This window comes from Pseudomonas aeruginosa (genome assembly GCF_001457615.1).
Taxonomy (GTDB): Bacteria; Pseudomonadota; Gammaproteobacteria; order Pseudomonadales; family Pseudomonadaceae; genus Pseudomonas; species Pseudomonas aeruginosa.
In genome coordinates this window covers 3871721-3887119 of the sequence record NZ_LN831024.1, presented here as the reverse complement: position 1 = coordinate 3887119, position 15399 = coordinate 3871721, and the positions used below count along the sequence as shown (strand labels likewise).

Genomic DNA, 15399 nt, shown 5'->3' with positions numbered 1-15399 from the left:
AGACGGGTTAAGCGGCGCGAAGAAATTTTCCCGTGCGGCTCAGGCCGGCTGTTCCAGGCGCTCCAGGGCACCGCGCAGGTTGGCGCGGGCGGCGGCCTCCCAGCGTTGCCGCAGCGGTTCGCAGTGGTACAGCGCCGGTTGCTCCAGCAACTGGCGCAGCAACTTGCCGCGCCCGGCGCGGAACAGCGGTTCCGGCACCCAGGCGTATTCGGCGCGGACGTCCGCCTCGTAGCGTGCGTAGACCGGCGCCGGCGCGGCGAGGATGGCGAGGTCGATATCCACCACCAGGGCTGCGTCGGCGTCTCCCGGCGGCGCCTGGTGACAGGTGGCCATGATCAGTTCGCGCAGGGCCGGCCGCAGCGCCGCCAGCCCGGCCTGGTCGAGCCAGTGCTCGGTGCTGGCGGCGCTGGCGGCCTCGTTGTCCTGGCGCTGGGTGTCGTAGACCAGGTCGTGGGTCCACAACGCCAGCTCCACCAGGTCCGGCCGCAGCGCCAGTTGGCGCCAGCGGTCGAAGTGCTCCAGGCAGGCGAGGATGTGGCGATCGCTGTGGTAGTGCCGGTCGGCCCCGCCATAGGCCGCCAGCAGCGCGTCGAAGGCATCCGCCGGCGGGTTGCCGCCGAGTCGCTGCCAGAGGGCGTCCCAGCGCTGCCGGTCAAGACTTCCCATGGCTGCCTTCCTCGCGAGGGAACAACGGGTTGCCGCAGCGGCAGCAGAATGCCGCCTGCACTTCGTGGGTCGCCTTGCGGCACACCGGGCAATCCCGCTGCAACAGGTTGGCCGGGTCCTGGCGCATCGCGGTGGCGAGTTCGGCGGTGAAGATCCCGGTGGGCACCGCGATGATCGAGTAGCCGGTGAGCATCACCAGGCTGGCGATGGCCTGGCCGAGCGGGGTCTTCGGGGTGATGTCGCCGAAGCCGACCGTGGTCAGGGTGACGATCGCCCAGTAGATGCCGCGGGGGATGCTGGTGAAACCGTGCTCCGGGCCTTCGACCACGTACATCAGCGCGCCGAACACGGTGACCAGGGTCATCACGGTGAGGAAGAACACGATGATCTTCTGCTTGCTGCCGCGCAGGGCGGTGAGCAGGAAATTGGCCTGGCTCAGGTACTGGCGTAGCTTGAGCACGCGGAAGATCCGCAGCATGCGTATCACCCGGACGATCAGCAGGTACTGGGCGTCGGGGTAGAGCAGGGCGAGGAAGCCGGGGAGGATCGCCAGCAGGTCGACCAGGCCGTAGAAGCTGAAGGCATAGCGCAGCGGCTTGGGCGAGCAGTACAGGCGCAGCAGGTATTCCACCAGGAAGATGCCGGTGAAGCCCCATTCGATGTAGGCCAGCAGGTCGCCGTAGTCCTGGTGGATTTCGTCGATGCTGTCGATCATCACTACCAGCAGGCTGGCCAGGATCACCAGCAGCAGCGCGCTGTCGAAGCGCCGGCCGTCGCGGGTGTCGGTCTGGAAGATGACGATGTAGAGGCGTTCGCGCCAGCTGTCGGGTGCGCTCATCGTGGCTCCTGATGATGGATGCGGCACCTTACCAGACTAGCCCGCCGGCGCCAGCGTTCCCCCGCTCAGGAGCGTCGCCGGCCGAGGCGCGCGCCGAGGCTGCCGGCCAGGCGCAGGTACAGGCGCTCGCCGCCGATGCAAAGCAGGCAGGCGAGGATGAACGGTGCGGTCAGCGCCGGCAGGCCGAGCAGGCCGAACAGCGGTTGCAGCGCCACCGCCAGGACCATGCCGAGCAGTGGCGGCCAGACGCTGCGGTAGCGCAAGGCCAGGGCCAGCCCGGCAAGGGCGGCGTTCAGGCCGTAGAACCCGGCGAGCGCGCTCGCCCAGTCGTAGCCCAGCAGCCAGGCCAGCGGCAGGCTGGCCGCGGCGCCGGCGAGGGCCCAGGCGGCGGAGGGACGCGAGACCAGCAGCAGGCCGAGCCAGACCAGCAGCCCTGCCAGCGGTTCACCAAGGAAGATGATCTCGCCGATCCCCTGCGCTAGCGCCGCCAGCTCCGCCGTGCCGCTCCAGGCGCAGCTGAAGCAGCCGCCATGGGGCGCCGGGGCCAGGCCTAGCCAGGCGCCGAGGGGCACCAGCCACCAGCCGTTGAGGACGAAGCCCAGGGTATAGGGCGGAAGCCAGCGGCGTCGGCGCAGCCCATGCAGGAACAGGCGCTGCAACGCCACGCTGGCCAGGCAGCCGAGCGCTACCAGCGATACCAGCCCCGGCGACCAGGCGAAGCGGAATGCCAGCAGCATGCCGATCAGCACGGCGTTGTAGCCGTACAGCCCGGCCTCGATGTCGCTGTCGGCGCAGTGCAACAGGCGCGCCAGCAACGGGCCGAGGGCGCCGCCAAGGAGGGCGCCGGCGAGCAGCGGCGGCGCGCCGACGGCGATCGCCAGCAGACAGGCCAGGCCCAGGCGTGGGTCGCCCTGGAGGAACACCTGGCTGATGCCGCGCAGGAGGATTCGGGATGCATTGAGGAGAGATTGCAGGGGCATGGCGGTCAGTGCGGCAAGGGCCGCTCGGCAGGCACGGAGATGCCAGGCCTGCGCGAGGGGCGGGGGCGGTCATTGTAGGGTCTGGCGCGGAGGCGACGCACCCCGGACGAGAAGGCCAGGCGAGGGTCATGCATGCAGGGCGTTCCAAGAAGAAAAAAAGACCTCCGGCAGGAGTTGAACCGGAGGCCTTGAATGTCCATGGCCTGCATGGGAGTGCGCGAGGGAGGCCATGGTCCGACAAGAAGGTCTTTCCCGGATGGATGGAGACGCGGCCCCGTATTTCCGGCCCCATCCATCCGAGAGAGACAAGGGTGGCCCGACCCGCATGCCCGGGGGGACGGCGCGAGCCGGACCGAACTCGTTGCTTCAGAGATCTCCCAGCGGCGGCGCCACGGTCTCGATGCGCAGCATGTTGGTCGAGCCGGGGCGACCGAACGGCACGCCGGCGGTGACCACCACGGTGTCGCCGCGGCGCGCCATGCGCTGGGCCAGGGCGATGTCGAGGGCGGTCGAGCAGATCTCGTCGACGTGCGCCAGTTGCTCGTTGACCACCGAATACACGCCCCAGGCCACGGTCAGTCGCCGCGCGGTACGCAGGTTCGGGGTCAGGCTGAGGATCGGCGCCTTGGGCCGCTCGCGGGCGGCGCGCAGGGTCGAGTTGCCCGACTCGGTGTAGTTCACCAGCACCGCCACCGGGAGGATCCGGCTGACCCGGCGGATCGCGCAGCTGATCGCATCGGAGACGGTAGCGTCGGGCTGCGGACGGTTGACCTCGAGCTGGACGTGGTAGTCCGGCTCGGCCTCCACCTGGCGGACGATCTTCGCCATCATCTCTACCGCCTCGCGAGGGTATTGTCCGGAAGCGGTTTCCGCCGAAAGCATCACCGCGTCGGCGCCGGCGCCCACCGCGGTGGCTACGTCGGTCACCTCGGCGCGGGTCGGGGCGGGGGAGAAGCGCATCGACTCGAGCATCTGGGTGGCCACCACCACCGGCTTGCCGAGCTGGCGGCAGACCTGGACGATGCGTTTCTGGATGCCTGGCACGCTCTCCGCCGGCACCTCTACGCCGAGGTCGCCGCGCGCCACCATGATCGCGTCGGCGCGCTCGGCGATCGCCTCGATGGCGCTCACCGCGCTGGGCTTCTCGATCTTGGCCATGAGGAAGGCCTTGTCGCCGATCAGCCCACGGGCCTCGTCGATGTCCTCCGGGCGTTGCACGAAGGACAGCGCCACCCAGTCGACCCCCAGTTCCAGGCCGAAGGCCAGGTCGCGGCGGTCCTTGTCGGTCAGCGGGCTGAGTTGCAGCACCGCTTCCGGCACGTTGACGCCCTTGCGATCGGACAGCTCGCCACCCACCGCCACGCGGGTCTCGATGGCGTCGCTGTGGCAGTTGACCACTTTCAGGCGGATCTTGCCGTCGTCCAGCAGCAGGCTCATGCCCGGCTCCAGGGCATGGATGATCTCCGGATGCGGCAGGTTGACCCGCCGCTCGTCACCGGGGACGTCGCTGAGGTCGAGGGTGAAGGTCTGCCCGCGCTGCAATTGCACGGCACCGGCGGCGAAGCGGCCGACCCGCAGCTTCGGACCCTGCAGGTCCATGAGCACGCCGATCGGGTAGTTCAGTTCCGCTTCCACCTCGCGCACCCAGGCGAAGCGCTGCGCGTGATCGGCGTAGTCGCCGTGGCTGAAGTTCAGGCGGAACAGGTTGGCGCCGGCCTCCACCAGGGCACGGATATCGTCGCGGCTGCGGGTGGCCGGGCCGAGGGTGGCGAGGATCTTGGCTTTCTTGTCGGCTGTCATGTCAGGACTCGAGGATGAGAATGGCGCGGAAGTCGTTCACGTTGGTGCGGGTCGGTCCGGTCACCAGCAGGTCGCCGAGGGTCTGGAAATAGCCGTAGCCGTTGTTGTCGTCGAGCTCGTCGCGGATCTTCAGCCCGGCCTTTTCGCCGCGCGCATGGGAGCAGGGCGTCATCAGCGCGCCGGCGTTGTCTTCCGAGCCGTCGATGCCGTCGGTGTCGCCGGCCAGGGCCCAGATGTTCGGTTCGCCCTTTAGCTCGGCGGTGAGGCTGAGGAGGAACTCGGCGTTGCGTCCGCCGCGACCGTTGCCGCGCACGGTGACGGTGGTCTCGCCGCCGGAGAGGATCACGCAGGGCGCCGCCAGCGGCTGGCCGTGCTTGCGGATCTGCCGGGCGATGCCGGCGTGGACCTTGGCGACTTCCCGCGCCTCGCCCTCCAGGTCGCCGAGGATCAGCGTCGAGAAGCCGGCCGCGCGGCACTTCACCGCTGCTGCGTCGAGGGCGTTCTGTGGCGTGGCGATCAACTGGAAGTGGCTGCGCGCCAGGCGCGGGTCGTCGGGCTTGACGGTTTCCGAACGCGGGTCGGCGAGCCAGTCGAGGACGTTCTGCGGTACGTCGATGGCGTAGCGCCTGAGGATCGCCAGGGCGTCGGCGGAGGTGGTCGGGTCGCCGACGCTGGGGCCGGAGGCGATCACCGTGGCCTCGTCGCCGGGAACGTCGGAAATCGCGTAGGTATAGACGCTGGCCGGCCAGCAGGCCTTGGCCAGGCGACCGCCCTTGATCGCCGAGAGGTGCTTGCGCACGCAGTTCATCTCGCCGATGGCGGCGCCGGACTTGAGCAGCGCCTTGTTCACCGCCTGCTTGTCCGCCAGGCCAATGCCTTCGGCAGGCAGCGAAAGCAGTGCGGAGCCGCCGCCGGAGAGAAGGAAGATCACCCGGTCGCTCTCGTTCAGGCCGCTGATCAGTTCCAGCACGCGACGCGCGACGCGCTCGCCGGCGTCGTCGGGCACCGGATGGGAGGCTTCCACCACCTCGATGCGACTGCATTGCGCGCCGTAGCGGTAAGGCGCCACTACCAGGCCCTGGATCTCGCCCTGCCAGTGCTTCTCCACCACTTCGGCCATGGCTCCGGCGGCCTTGCCGGCACCGATGACGATGGCGCGCCCGCTGCGATCTTCCGGCAGGTGGTCGGCCAGCACCTGGTAGGGATGGCCGGCTGCCACCGCGGTATTGAACAGCTCGGTGAGAAAGGCGCGTGGATCGGTACTCATGACAGGCTCCGAATTTCTTGTTGTCGTGCCGCCGGTCGGACCGGCGGTCGCAGCGTCGTCGACGCTTCCATTCCGCAGCACCCGCGCCGGCGGGAACTGGGGAATGGAAGCGAGGCGCCCGGACGCAGAGGCCGTGAATCTCCCGGCCGGGCGTTCGCTTCCTTTACCCCGCCTTGTGGGCGGGGAAGGAAGAGGGCGGCGGCGAACACCGGAGTTCGCCGACCGTTCCTCTCCCCGAGCCCTTCGAAAAGGGGTTCGTCGCTCCGCGCGGGGTGACGGCCCGCGCGGACTGCGGATCACTCGTCGCGGATCGAGAAGTTGGCCATGTGCTCCAGGCCCTTGATCAGCGCCGAGTGGTCCCAGTTACTGCCGCCGATGGCCGCGCAGGTGCTGAACACCTGCTGGGCGTTGGCGGTGTTGGGCAGGTTCAGGTTCAGCTCGCGGGCGCCGGCCAGGGCCAGGTTGAGGTCCTTCTGGTGCAGGCTGATGCGGAAGCCCGGGTCGAAGGTGCCCTTGACCATGCGTTCGCCGTGCACCTCGAGGATCCGCGAGGAGGCGAAGCCACCCATCAGCGCCTCGCGCACCTTGGCCGGATCGGCGCCGTTGCGGGCGGCGAACAGCAGGGCCTCGGCGACCGCCTGGATGTTCAGCGCGACGATGATCTGGTTGGCCACCTTGGCGGTCTGGCCGTCGCCGTTGCCGCCGACGCGGGTGATGTTCTTGCCCATCGCCTGGAACAGCGGCAAGGCGCGTTCGAAGGTGTTCGGGCAGCCGCCGACCATGATGCTCAGGGTCGCCGCCTTGGCGCCGACCTCGCCGCCGGAGACCGGGGCGTCCAGGTACTGCGCGCCGGTAGCCTTGATCTTCTCGGCGAAGCCCTTGGTGGCGGTGGGGGAGATCGAACTCATGTCGATCACCACCTTGTTCGGGCCGACGCCCTCGGCGATACCGTCCTTGCGGAACAGCACATCCTCGACCTGCGGGGTGTCCGGCACCATGACGATGATGAACTCGGCTTCCTGGGCCACTTCCTTCGGGTTGGCCAGGGCAATGGCGCCGGCCTCCAGCAGGTCGGCCGGAGCGGCGTCGTGGTGGGTGGAAAGGAACAGGCTGTGGCCGGCCTTCTGCAGGTTCTGCGCCATGGGCTTGCCCATGATTCCGGTGCCGATGAATCCGATCTTGGCCATGAGAGTGTCTCCTGGTTCTGTCTGTCGAGTGGCTCCGCGCAGGGAGGCGGGAGCGTCTTGTTCGTGGGTGCGGATCAGACGACGTTGTGCGTCTTCATCCAGCCGAGGCCGGCTTCGGTGGTGGTGGCCGGCTTGTACTCGCAGCCGATCCAGCCCTGGTAGCCGATGCGGTCCAGGTGCTCGAAGAGGAAGCGGTAGTTGATCTCGCCGGTGCCCGGTTCGTGGCGGCCGGGGTTGTCGGCGAGTTGCACGTGGTTGATCGCCGCCAACTGGTTTTCCAGGGTGCGGGCCAGGTCGCCTTCCATGATCTGCATGTGATAGATGTCGTATTGCAGGAACAGGTTGGCGCTGCCGACCTTGTCGCGGATCTCCAGGGCCTGGCGGGTGTTCTGCAGGTAGAAGCCGGGGATGTCGAGGGTGTTGATCATCTCCATGACCAGGCGGATGCCTGCGGCTTCCAGCTTGTCGGCGGCGTAGCGCAGGTTGTCGACGAAGGTCTTCTCGACGCTGGCGCAGTCGTGCCCCTGCGGCCGGATCCCGGCGAGGCAGTTCACCTGGCGGTTGCCCAGCACCCTGGCGTAGGCGATGGCCTTGTCGACCCCCTCGCGGAACTCCTGGACCCGATCCGGGTGGCAGGCGATGCCGCGCTCGCCCTTGGCCCAGTCGCCGGCCGGCAGGTTGAACAGCACCTGCTCCAGGCCGTTGGCTTCCAGGCGGGCCTTGATCGCCTCGGCCTCGACGTCATAGGGGAAGAGGTACTCGACGCCGGCGAAGCCGGCCTTGGCGGCGGCGTCGAAGCGTTCGAGGAAATCCACCTCGGTGAACAGCATGGACAGGTTGGCGCAGAAACGGGGCATGTCTTGCTCCTATCGTTCGGTCAAACGTTCGGGAGGCCTTTCGCCGGGGGCGGGGTGCCGCACGCACCGTCCGCGCCTCCGGGAAAGGCCGGCGATCAGTCGAGCAGCGAGATGGCGGTCGGCGCGTCGGCGCCTTTCTCGGCCAGTTCCTCGAACTCGTTGATGGCGTTGATCTCGGTACCCATGGAGATGTTGGTGACGCGCTCCAGGATCACCTCGACCACCACCGGCACCTGGTGCTGTTGCATCAGTTCGCGGGCCTTGGCCAGGGCGGCGCCGATCTCGTTCGGGTCGAACACCCGGATCGCCTTGCAGCCCAGGCCCTCGACCACCGCGACGTGGTCGACGCCGTAGCCTTCCAGCTCGGGGGCGTTGATGTTGTCGAAGGCCAGCTGCACGCAATAGTCCATGTCGAAGCCGCGCTGCGCCTGGCGGATCAGGCCCAGGTAGGAGTTGTTCACCAGTACGTGGATATAGGGCAGCTTGAACTGCGCGCCGACCGCCAGTTCCTCGATCATGAACTGGAAGTCGTAGTCGCCGGAGAGCGCCACCACCTGGCGGCTCGGGTCGGCCTTGACCACCCCCAGCGCGGCGGGAATGGTCCAGCCCAGCGGGCCGGCCTGGCCGCAGTTGATCCAGTGGCGCGGTTGGTAGACATGGAGGAACTGTGCGCCGGCGATCTGCGACAGGCCGATGGTGCTGACGTAGCAGGCATCCTTGCCGAAGAACTCGTTCATCTCTTCGTAGACGCGCTGCGGTTTCACCGGCACGTTGTCGAAGTGGGTCTTGCGCTGCAGCGTGCGTTTGCGCTGCTGGCAGCTTTCCAGCCAGGCGGCGCGCGACTTCAGCTTGCCGGCGTCCTTCCATTCGCGGGCCACTTCGAGGAATGCGTCGAGGGCGGCGCCGGCGTCGGAGACGATGCCCAGGTCGGGCATGAACACCCGGCCGATCTGGGTCGGTTCGATGTCGACATGGATGAAGCGGCGACCTTCGGTATAGACCTCGACGCTGCCGGTGTGGCGGTTGGCCCAGCGGTTGCCGATGCCGAGCACCAGGTCGGATTCCAGCAGGGTGGCGTTGCCGTAGCGGTGCGAGGTCTGCAGGCCGACCATGCCGGCCATCTGCGGGTGGTCGTCGGGGATTACGCCCCAGCCCATCAGGGTCGGGATCACCGGGATGCCGGTCAGCTCGGCGAATTCGCGGAAGCGCTCGGCGGCGTCGGCGTTGAAGATGCCGCCGCCGGCCACCAGCAGCGGGCGCTCGGCTTCGTCGAGCATGGCCAGGACCTTCTCGGCCTGGACCCGGGTGGCCTTCGGCTTGCTCACCGGGAGGGGCTCGTAGGCGTCGATGTCGAACTCGATCTCGGCCATCTGTACGTCGAACGGCAGGTCGATCAGTACCGGGCCGGGCCGGTCGCTGCGCATCAGCTGGAAGGCCTTCTGGAATACATAGGGGACCTGGGCCGGTTCCAGCACGGTGGTCGCCCACTTGGCCACCGGCGCGGCGATGCTGGAGATGTCGACCGCCTGGAAGTCTTCCTTGTGCAGGCGGGCGCGCGGTGCCTGGCCGGTAATGCAGAGAATCGGGATGGAGTCGGCGGAGGCGGAGTAGAGGCCGGTGATCATGTCGGTGCCGGCAGGGCCGGAGGTGCCGATGCAGACGCCGATGTTGCCGGCCTTGGTACGGGTGTAGCCCTCGGCCATGTGCGAGGCGCCTTCGACGTGACGGGCCAGGACATGGTCGATGCCGCCGATCTTCTTCAGCGCGGCGTACATGGGGTTGATCGCGGCACCGGGGACGCCGAACGCGGTATCCACGCCTTCGCGGCGCATCACCAGTACGGCGGCTTCGATTGCTCTCATTCTGGCCATCGTTTTGTTCCTCGTTCTTATACTAATTGTGTACAAAAGTTGGAACGATTCTAGGCAGAGGGGGAGCGCAAGGTCAAGATGGGTTGTATACGCTTGAAAAAGCCGCTGAAATCCATTTTTTCATAATAAAAACAATTAGTTGTAATGCTTGTTAGCAGGCTTATAAAACCAGCGTTTGAAAAAATGTATACAAAATTATGTTCATATTGTTCTGGAATGTTGCTTTCGTAGGGCCGGTCGGCTACTAGATTGGGTACAAATTTTCGAACGCGCCCGCATAGCGGGTGGTTTCCCGATTTCTAGCCTTAACAACTCGAGAGGAACGACCATGACCACCATCAGTCTGGAAACCGCGCTGGGCATTACCCGCCAGGCGCTGGCGGTGGGGCGCGAGCTGTCCACCGCGCCCCTGACCATCGCGGTGCTCGATGCTGGCGGCCACCTGGTGGCGCTGCAGCGCGAGGACGGCGCCAGCATGCTGCGACCGCAGATCGCCATCGGCAAGGCCTGGGGCGCCGTGGCCCTGGGCAAGTCGTCGCGTCTGCTGGCGGCGGATGCGCAGCAGCGGCCTTCGTTCATTTCCGCGGTGAACACCCTGGCCCATGGCAATCTGGTTCCGGCGCCGGGCGGGGTGCTGATTCGCAACGACAAGGCAGAGGTGGTCGGCGCGGTCGGTATCAGCGGCGATACCTCGGATATCGACGAGCAATGCGCGATCCAGGGCGTGCTGGCGGTCGGGCTGGTGCCCGACGCCGGTTGAGCTTGCGGCCCGCTCACCAGGACCGGGCCTTCGCTCCCTTCTTCAGGTAGCGTACGCCGCCATCCACCAGGCTCTCCGTGCCATACCTGCAGCGGGGCTCGTTCGAGGCCAGGAATAGCGCGGCACTGACGATCTCCAGCGGCTCCCCCAGGCGTCCCGGCCAATCTTCTCCCTCAGCGCCTGGGTGGCCTCGACATCGGTAGCGGCTTTGTCCAGCGCTGGCGTCCGGGTCGGCCCCGGGTTCAGGGCGTTGACCCGGATACCGCGCTCGAGCAACTCCGCCGATAGCGTCCAGGCGAGGTGTATGCGGAGCTGCCGCCGCGGGTCGAATACCGCGTCACGCCGCTCGGTGCGAAGCCGGCGCTGGGGCGGGTCAGAGCGGCAGCGGCCGAAGCCGGCCGGCGCTCTTGCCGGATTGCCCGTCGGGCGTGCAGCCTTTCAGGACCAGGCGGGTGATGGTTTCCACCGCAGCGTCGTAGTCGGCGTCGCTGAGCTGTTCCTTGCCGGTGACGATGGAAATCTGCCAATCGAAGTCGGCATAGGTCTGGGTCGCCGCCCAGATGGCGAAGAGCAGGTGATGCGGGTCCACCGGGGCGAGCTGGCCACGGTCGATCCAGGTCTGCAGGCAGGTGACGTTGCGCTGGGCCTGGGCGTTCAGTTCGTCGAGGTATTCCTTCGGCAGGTGCGGCGCGCCGTGCATGATCTCGCTGGCGAAGACCTTGGAGGCATGCGGCAGCTCGCGGGAGATGCGGATCTTCGAGCGGATGTAGGCGGGCAGGGCGAGCAGCGGGTCGTCTTCCACGCGGAACGGTGCCGACGCTTGCAGCAGCGGCTCGACGATGCTTTCCAGCACGCAGCGATAGAGGTTTTCCTTGGACTGGAAGTAGTAGTAGACGTTGGGCTTGGGCAGGCCGGCGCGGGCGGCGATGTCGCTGGTCTTGGTCGCCGCGAAGCCCTTGTCGGCGAATTCCTCGCTGGCGGCGCGGAGGATCAGGCGCTTGTTGCGCTCGCGGATGCTGGTCATCAGTCCTTGTTCTTCATTGCTGCAACGGCGGCAGGAAGCCGAGGATGGTAGCACCCGCCCGGAGCGCCCCTCAAGCAAGGTGCGAGCGAGGCGGAGGCCCGGGAAATCCTGACCCGCCGGTTCATTTGCCCTATACATTTTCCGGTATTTGGAGTATTCGTTAGGGGTATCGAGTCGCCCGCTCGCACTCACCCACCGAGCGCCGGGCGAGCCCCCGGAACAGAACGAGTCACTATGTCCGATTCCCGCCTGGTCGATCCCTTCGGCCGTCGCATCACCTACCTGCGCCTGTCGGTGACGGATCGCTGCGACTTCCGCTGCACCTACTGCATGAGCGAAGACATGCAGTTCCTTCCCCGCGACCAGGTCCTCAGCCTGGAAGAACTGTACGCGGTGGCCGACGCCTTCATCGGCCTCGGCGTGCGGCGCATTCGTATCACCGGCGGCGAGCCGCTGGTGCGCAAGGGCATCACCGGCCTGCTGGCACGCCTGGGGCAGCGTGCGGAACTGGAAGACCTGGCGATCACCACCAACGGTTCGCAACTCCGCGAGCGCGCCGCCGAGCTGAAGGCCGCCGGCGTCCGCCGCCTCAACGTCAGCCTCGACTCGCTGCAGCGCGAACGCTTCGCCGCCTTCACCCGTAGCGATCGCCTGGAGCAGGTGCTGGACGGCATCCAGGCGGCGCGCGAAGCCGGTTTCGAGCGGATCAAGCTGAACTGCGTGGTACAGAAGGGCCGCAACGACGACGAGATCCTCGACCTGGTCGAGTACGCCCTGGCCAACCAGTTGGACATCAGTTTCATCGAGGAAATGCCGCTGGGCAGCATCACCAGCCACCGTCGCGAACTGACTCTCTGCACCAGCGACGAAGTCCGCGCGATCATCGAGCGCCGCTGGCCGCTGACCCCGAGCCTGGCGCGCAGCGGCGGGCCGTCGCGGTATTACCAGATCGGCGACGAGCCCAGCCGGATCGGCTTCATCTCACCTCACAGCAATAATTTCTGCGGCGACTGCAACCGCGTGCGCGTCACCGCCGAGGGCAAGCTGGTGCTCTGCCTCGGCCACGAGGGGGCGCTCGACCTGCGCGAACTGCTGCGCAGCCATCCCGGCGACCGCGAGCGCCTGAGCGCGGCACTGGTGGCGGCGCTGAACCTGAAGCCGGAGCGGCATCACTTCGACGCCCAGGAGCAGGTCCAGGTGCTGCGTTTCATGAGCATGACCGGCGGCTGACGGTATCCTCCTGGGACGATGGCACCAACGGCGCCATCCGCCGCTTCCTCCCCCATGCCACCCGGGTGACCGTGTTCCGGCACGCACCGCTCGCTGCCCCGTCCCGGGAAAAGCGACGCGGCGCAACGCCGAAACGCGGCGAAGACGTCATGCTACCTGCCGCGCCAGCAAAGGAAAGCCTCCCATGCACCGGGTCCTGTTCATCTGCAGCCGCAACCGCCTGCGTAGTCCCAGCGCCGAACGGCTGTTCGCCGACTGGCCGGGCGTCGAGACCGATTCCGCCGGGCTGGCGGCGGACGCCGAGACGCCCCTGGAGCGGGAGCAACTGGAGTGGGCGACGCTGGTCGTCGTCATGGAGCGCCGCCACCGGCAGGCGCTGCTGCGCCGGCACGCCGCGGCGATGAAAGGCAAGCGCCTGGTCTGCCTGGATATCCCGGACGACTACGCCTACATGCAGGCGGAATTGCTGCATCTGCTGGAGCGCAAGGCGGGGCCTTTCCTTCGGCGGGACTGAGTGGTGCGGACCGCGAGCGGAAAAAAAGAAGCCGGACGAAGTCCGGCCCGAGGGAAGGGCGGACCGGGAGTGTCGCCGGTCCGCCAGGGAGTCAGGAGTGCTTGGGCGCCGGCGCGTGGCTGCCGCACAAGTGGCTGCGGTCGTTGCGGCTGAGGATGTTGAACAGCAGGTTCAGCACCACCGCCCAGATCGCGGTCATGGCGATGCCGCTATGGGTGATCGGCTCCATCCAGACCGGCAGGCGGGCGAAGAAGTCCGGGCGCACCACCGGCACCATGCCCATGCCGATGCTTACCGCCACCAGCAACTGGTTGCGGCGGTCGGTGATGTTGGCCTCGTGGAGGATCTGGATGCCGCTGGCGGCGACCATGCCGAACATGGCGATGCCGGCGCCGCCGAGTACCGCCGGCGGGATCGAGGCGACCAGGAAGGCGGCCTTGGGCAGCATGCTGAGGAGGATCAGGAAACCGGCGGCGGCCACCGTGACGTAGCGGCTGCGCACCCCGGTCATCTGCACCAGGCCGATGTTCTGGGCGAACGAGGAATGGGTGAAGGTGTTCAGGAAACCGGCGAAGAACGAGGCGCCGGCGTCGCAGAGCAGGCCGCGGCGCAGTTCGGTCGGGGTGATCTCGCGGCCGGTGATCTTGCCCAGGGCGAGGAACATGCCGGTGGACTCGACGAAGATGATCACTACCACCAGGCACATCGACAGGATCGGCGCCAGGTCGAAGGTCGGCGCGCCGAAGTGCAGCGGGGTGACGATGTCGAACCAGGGGCGCTCGGCCAGACCGCCGAGGTCGACCATGCCCATGCCGCCGGCGATCGCGTAGCCCAGGCCCATGCCCATCAGCACCGAGATGTTGACCCAGAAACCGCGCATGAAGCGGTTGATCAGGAGGATGGTGCAGAGCACCAGGCTGGAGAGGAACAGGAAGTGCAGGGAGCCGAAGTCTTCCGCGCCCTTGCCGCCGCCGGCCCAGTTGATCGCCACCGGGAACAGGCACATGCCGATCGAGGTGATCACCGTGCCGGTCACCAGCGGTGGGAAGAAACGCACGATGCGCGACATGAAGGGGGCGATGAGCATGCCGAAGAAACCGGCGGCGATGGTCGCGCCGAAGATCCCGGTGATGCCCACGCCGGGCATCCCGGCCATCGCCACCATGCTGCCGACGGCGGCGAAGCTGGCGCCCATCATCACCGGCATGCGGATGCCCATCGGGCCGATGCCCAGCGACTGGACCAGGGTGGCGATGCCGGCGACCAGCAGGTCGGCGTTGATCAGGAAGGCGATTTCCTCGCGCGAGAGGCCGGCCGCCTGGCCGACGATCAGAGGCACGGCGACGGCGCCACCGTACATCAGCAGCACATGCTGGAAGCCCACCAGCAGCAGCTGCGTCAGCGGCAGGCGCTGGTCTACGGGCGAGTCGGGGATGCGGCGATCAGTTACCACGGACATGCAACACCTCAGGCGTTTTTATTGTTGTCAGTCGCAGGCGGACACCGGAAAAGGCAGGTTCCGGCGGCCGGGTATTTCTGGCCGAACATCCACCCCAGGCTTCAGGGCGATGCGGTGGGGTGTTTTATATCCCCGTTGTGTGCTCGATTCAATCGATTTTTTGTATACAAAGTAATTTTTTGTAGTTGACCAATCGGTCTACTACAGGCTTTCCAGAGCTGCTTCCACTGTATCCATAGAACTGGCGCCGGCTACCCCCGGGACGCCCGGCGGTGTACGACATTGGTCGGATAGCCGACGTGCTCTAGCCGCTGGGAGTTTTCAGCGACCCCTACCTCAGTGGGCACAAGCCCGGTGCAGCAAGGCCTTGAACCCTGTCGCCCGGGATCAGCCATGGGTCTTTGCGGAACGCCTGCTTGCATTGGCGACTACAAGCAGCGACGTGCGCGAGAGCAACCGGTTATCTGAGCGCCAGTAGATCCTGGCGGCAATGGAGACGCTCAACGAGCAAAGAGAATGCCGCCAGCGCTTGCTGGAGTGCACAACGGCAGACTGGCCAAGGTGCCAAGGCTCTGGGCAGGTCATGCTGGACAAGAAGCCGGCGGAGTTTTCCTGAGCGTTCTACAGGAGAGGCACGAAGGAGGTCGCCGAAGTCGTTCGGCATATCGAACGTCCCCCTTTTTCAGTTTTCGGCAGCGCCCAACGGGCCACTGGCAATCAGGCTGGCACCACAAGCTGTTTTCATCCCATGTAGCGCGACCGGGACCCCATTCACATCCAGCAGGGCGCTACCTTCGGTAATGGGGAAGGTTCCCTTGCACAAGGGGCAAACCACTTGGTGGCCTACACCGGCCATCGGCTTGCCGTTGAGGTCGGTCTGGGCGAACGCCTCAATCACCGTGCCTCCATGGCTGGTGGTGTCGCCAAGGCGAATGATGTCCATCGC

15 protein-coding genes are annotated in these 15399 nt (G+C 67.0%); 3 read left to right on the top strand and 12 right to left on the bottom strand.

Annotated features, from left to right (window positions below):
* Positions 1–39 precede the first annotated feature (39 nt).
* The 8 genes from AT700_RS17730 to gcl all read right to left on the bottom strand — a co-directional run bounded on the left by AT700_RS17730 (position 40) and on the right by gcl (position 9466).
* Positions 40–666, bottom strand: a complete 627-nt coding sequence (locus AT700_RS17730) for a hypothetical protein (protein ID WP_003122930.1) — start codon at positions 664–666, stop codon at positions 40–42.
* Entirely contained in the window at positions 653–1504 is an 852-nt protein-coding gene (locus AT700_RS17725) for an ion transporter (protein WP_003083179.1), read from the bottom strand. Before AT700_RS17725 ends, AT700_RS17730 begins: the two co-directional genes overlap by 14 nt.
* A gap of 65 nt (positions 1505–1569) precedes the next feature.
* Positions 1570–2484: an urea transporter gene (locus tag AT700_RS17720; protein WP_048521163.1), complete on the bottom strand. Its 915-nt coding sequence runs from the start codon at positions 2482–2484 to the stop codon at positions 1570–1572.
* 366 nt (positions 2485–2850) lie between these two features.
* Complete coding sequence (gene pyk / locus AT700_RS17715) at positions 2851–4284, bottom strand: pyruvate kinase (protein ID WP_048521162.1); 1434 nt, start codon at positions 4282–4284, stop codon at positions 2851–2853.
* 1 nt (position 4285) lies between these two features.
* Positions 4286–5551 carry a glycerate kinase type-2 family protein gene (locus AT700_RS17710; protein WP_009314767.1) on the bottom strand — a complete coding sequence of 422 codons (1266 nt, stop codon included), beginning with the start codon at positions 5549–5551 and terminating at the stop codon, positions 4286–4288.
* A 296-nt stretch (positions 5552–5847) separates the two neighbouring features.
* The gene (locus AT700_RS17705; RefSeq protein WP_003087180.1) at positions 5848–6738 is read right to left on the bottom strand and encodes a 2-hydroxy-3-oxopropionate reductase; all 891 of its coding nucleotides are present in this window, start codon (positions 6736–6738) and stop codon (positions 5848–5850) included.
* 74 nt (positions 6739–6812) lie between these two features.
* On the bottom strand, positions 6813–7595 hold the full coding sequence (gene hyi / locus AT700_RS17700; protein WP_003087181.1) for a hydroxypyruvate isomerase: 783 nt from the start codon (positions 7593–7595) through the stop codon (positions 6813–6815).
* Positions 7596–7690: 95 nt separating this feature from the next.
* Entirely contained in the window at positions 7691–9466 is a 1776-nt protein-coding gene (gene gcl / locus AT700_RS17695) for a glyoxylate carboligase (protein ID WP_025270968.1), read from the bottom strand.
* A 328-nt stretch (positions 9467–9794) separates the two neighbouring features.
* Here gcl and AT700_RS17690 point away from each other — a divergent pair, with 328 nt between their 5' ends.
* Positions 9795–10226, top strand: a complete 432-nt coding sequence (locus AT700_RS17690) for a GlcG/HbpS family heme-binding protein (RefSeq protein ID WP_003083199.1) — start codon at positions 9795–9797, stop codon at positions 10224–10226.
* A 42-nt stretch (positions 10227–10268) separates the two neighbouring features.
* Here AT700_RS17690 and AT700_RS30610 read toward each other — a convergent pair whose 3' ends face one another.
* Both AT700_RS30610 and AT700_RS17685 read right to left on the bottom strand, forming a co-directional pair.
* Positions 10269–10502, bottom strand: coding sequence for a hypothetical protein (locus AT700_RS30610; RefSeq protein WP_367613754.1), 234 nt, complete (start codon positions 10500–10502; stop codon positions 10269–10271).
* Between the two features lie 97 nt (positions 10503–10599).
* Positions 10600–11250 (bottom strand): TetR/AcrR family transcriptional regulator, encoded by a 651-nt coding sequence (locus AT700_RS17685; protein ID WP_003087183.1) that lies wholly within the window; start codon positions 11248–11250, stop codon positions 10600–10602.
* Positions 11251–11484: 234 nt separating this feature from the next.
* On the opposite strand from AT700_RS17685, the gene moaA reads away from it, so the two are divergent.
* Together moaA and AT700_RS17675 are read left to right on the top strand one after the other, a co-directional pair.
* Complete coding sequence (gene moaA / locus AT700_RS17680; RefSeq protein ID WP_003083204.1) at positions 11485–12480, top strand: GTP 3',8-cyclase MoaA; 996 nt, start codon at positions 11485–11487, stop codon at positions 12478–12480.
* Positions 12481–12664: 184 nt separating this feature from the next.
* Entirely contained in the window at positions 12665–12994 is a 330-nt protein-coding gene (locus tag AT700_RS17675; protein WP_003087185.1) for a low molecular weight protein tyrosine phosphatase family protein, read from the top strand.
* Positions 12995–13085: 91 nt separating this feature from the next.
* Here the strand turns inward: AT700_RS17675 and AT700_RS17670 are convergent, their stop codons facing one another.
* Together AT700_RS17670 and AT700_RS17665 are read right to left on the bottom strand one after the other, a co-directional pair.
* Positions 13086–14453 carry a nucleobase:cation symporter-2 family protein gene (locus AT700_RS17670; protein ID WP_003083208.1) on the bottom strand — a complete coding sequence of 456 codons (1368 nt, stop codon included), beginning with the start codon at positions 14451–14453 and terminating at the stop codon, positions 13086–13088.
* Positions 14454–15135: 682 nt separating this feature from the next.
* The gene (locus AT700_RS17665) at positions 15136–15396 is read right to left on the bottom strand and encodes a PAAR domain-containing protein (protein ID WP_003122926.1); all 261 of its coding nucleotides are present in this window, start codon (positions 15394–15396) and stop codon (positions 15136–15138) included.
* Positions 15397–15399: the final 3 nt, after the last annotated feature.

Excerpts from the sequence above, each read along its gene's own strand:
- AT700_RS17725 (WP_003083179.1), bottom strand. The coding sequence starts at position 1,504 with ATGAGCGCACCCGACAGCTGGCGCGAACGCCTCTACATCGTCATCTTC.
- AT700_RS17730 (WP_003122930.1), bottom strand. The coding sequence starts at position 666 with ATGGGAAGTCTTGACCGGCAGCGCTGGGACGCCCTCTGGCAGCGACTC.
- AT700_RS17665 (WP_003122926.1), bottom strand. The coding sequence starts at position 15,396 with ATGGACATCATTCGCCTTGGCGACACCACCAGCCATGGAGGCACGGTG.
- gcl (WP_025270968.1), bottom strand. The coding sequence starts at position 9,466 with ATGGCCAGAATGAGAGCAATCGAAGCCGCCGTACTGGTGATGCGCCGC.
- AT700_RS17685 (WP_003087183.1), bottom strand. The coding sequence starts at position 11,250 with ATGACCAGCATCCGCGAGCGCAACAAGCGCCTGATCCTCCGCGCCGCC.
- AT700_RS17720 (WP_048521163.1), bottom strand. The coding sequence starts at position 2,484 with ATGCCCCTGCAATCTCTCCTCAATGCATCCCGAATCCTCCTGCGCGGC.
- AT700_RS17710 (WP_009314767.1), bottom strand. The coding sequence starts at position 5,551 with ATGAGTACCGATCCACGCGCCTTTCTCACCGAGCTGTTCAATACCGCG.
- hyi (WP_003087181.1), bottom strand. The coding sequence starts at position 7,595 with ATGCCCCGTTTCTGCGCCAACCTGTCCATGCTGTTCACCGAGGTGGAT.
- AT700_RS17705 (WP_003087180.1), bottom strand. The coding sequence starts at position 6,738 with ATGGCCAAGATCGGATTCATCGGCACCGGAATCATGGGCAAGCCCATG.
- AT700_RS17675 (WP_003087185.1), top strand. The coding sequence starts at position 12,665 with ATGCACCGGGTCCTGTTCATCTGCAGCCGCAACCGCCTGCGTAGTCCC.
- AT700_RS17690 (WP_003083199.1), top strand. The coding sequence starts at position 9,795 with ATGACCACCATCAGTCTGGAAACCGCGCTGGGCATTACCCGCCAGGCG.
- AT700_RS17670 (WP_003083208.1), bottom strand. The coding sequence starts at position 14,453 with ATGTCCGTGGTAACTGATCGCCGCATCCCCGACTCGCCCGTAGACCAG.
- pyk (WP_048521162.1), bottom strand. The coding sequence starts at position 4,284 with ATGACAGCCGACAAGAAAGCCAAGATCCTCGCCACCCTCGGCCCGGCC.
- moaA (WP_003083204.1), top strand. The coding sequence starts at position 11,485 with ATGTCCGATTCCCGCCTGGTCGATCCCTTCGGCCGTCGCATCACCTAC.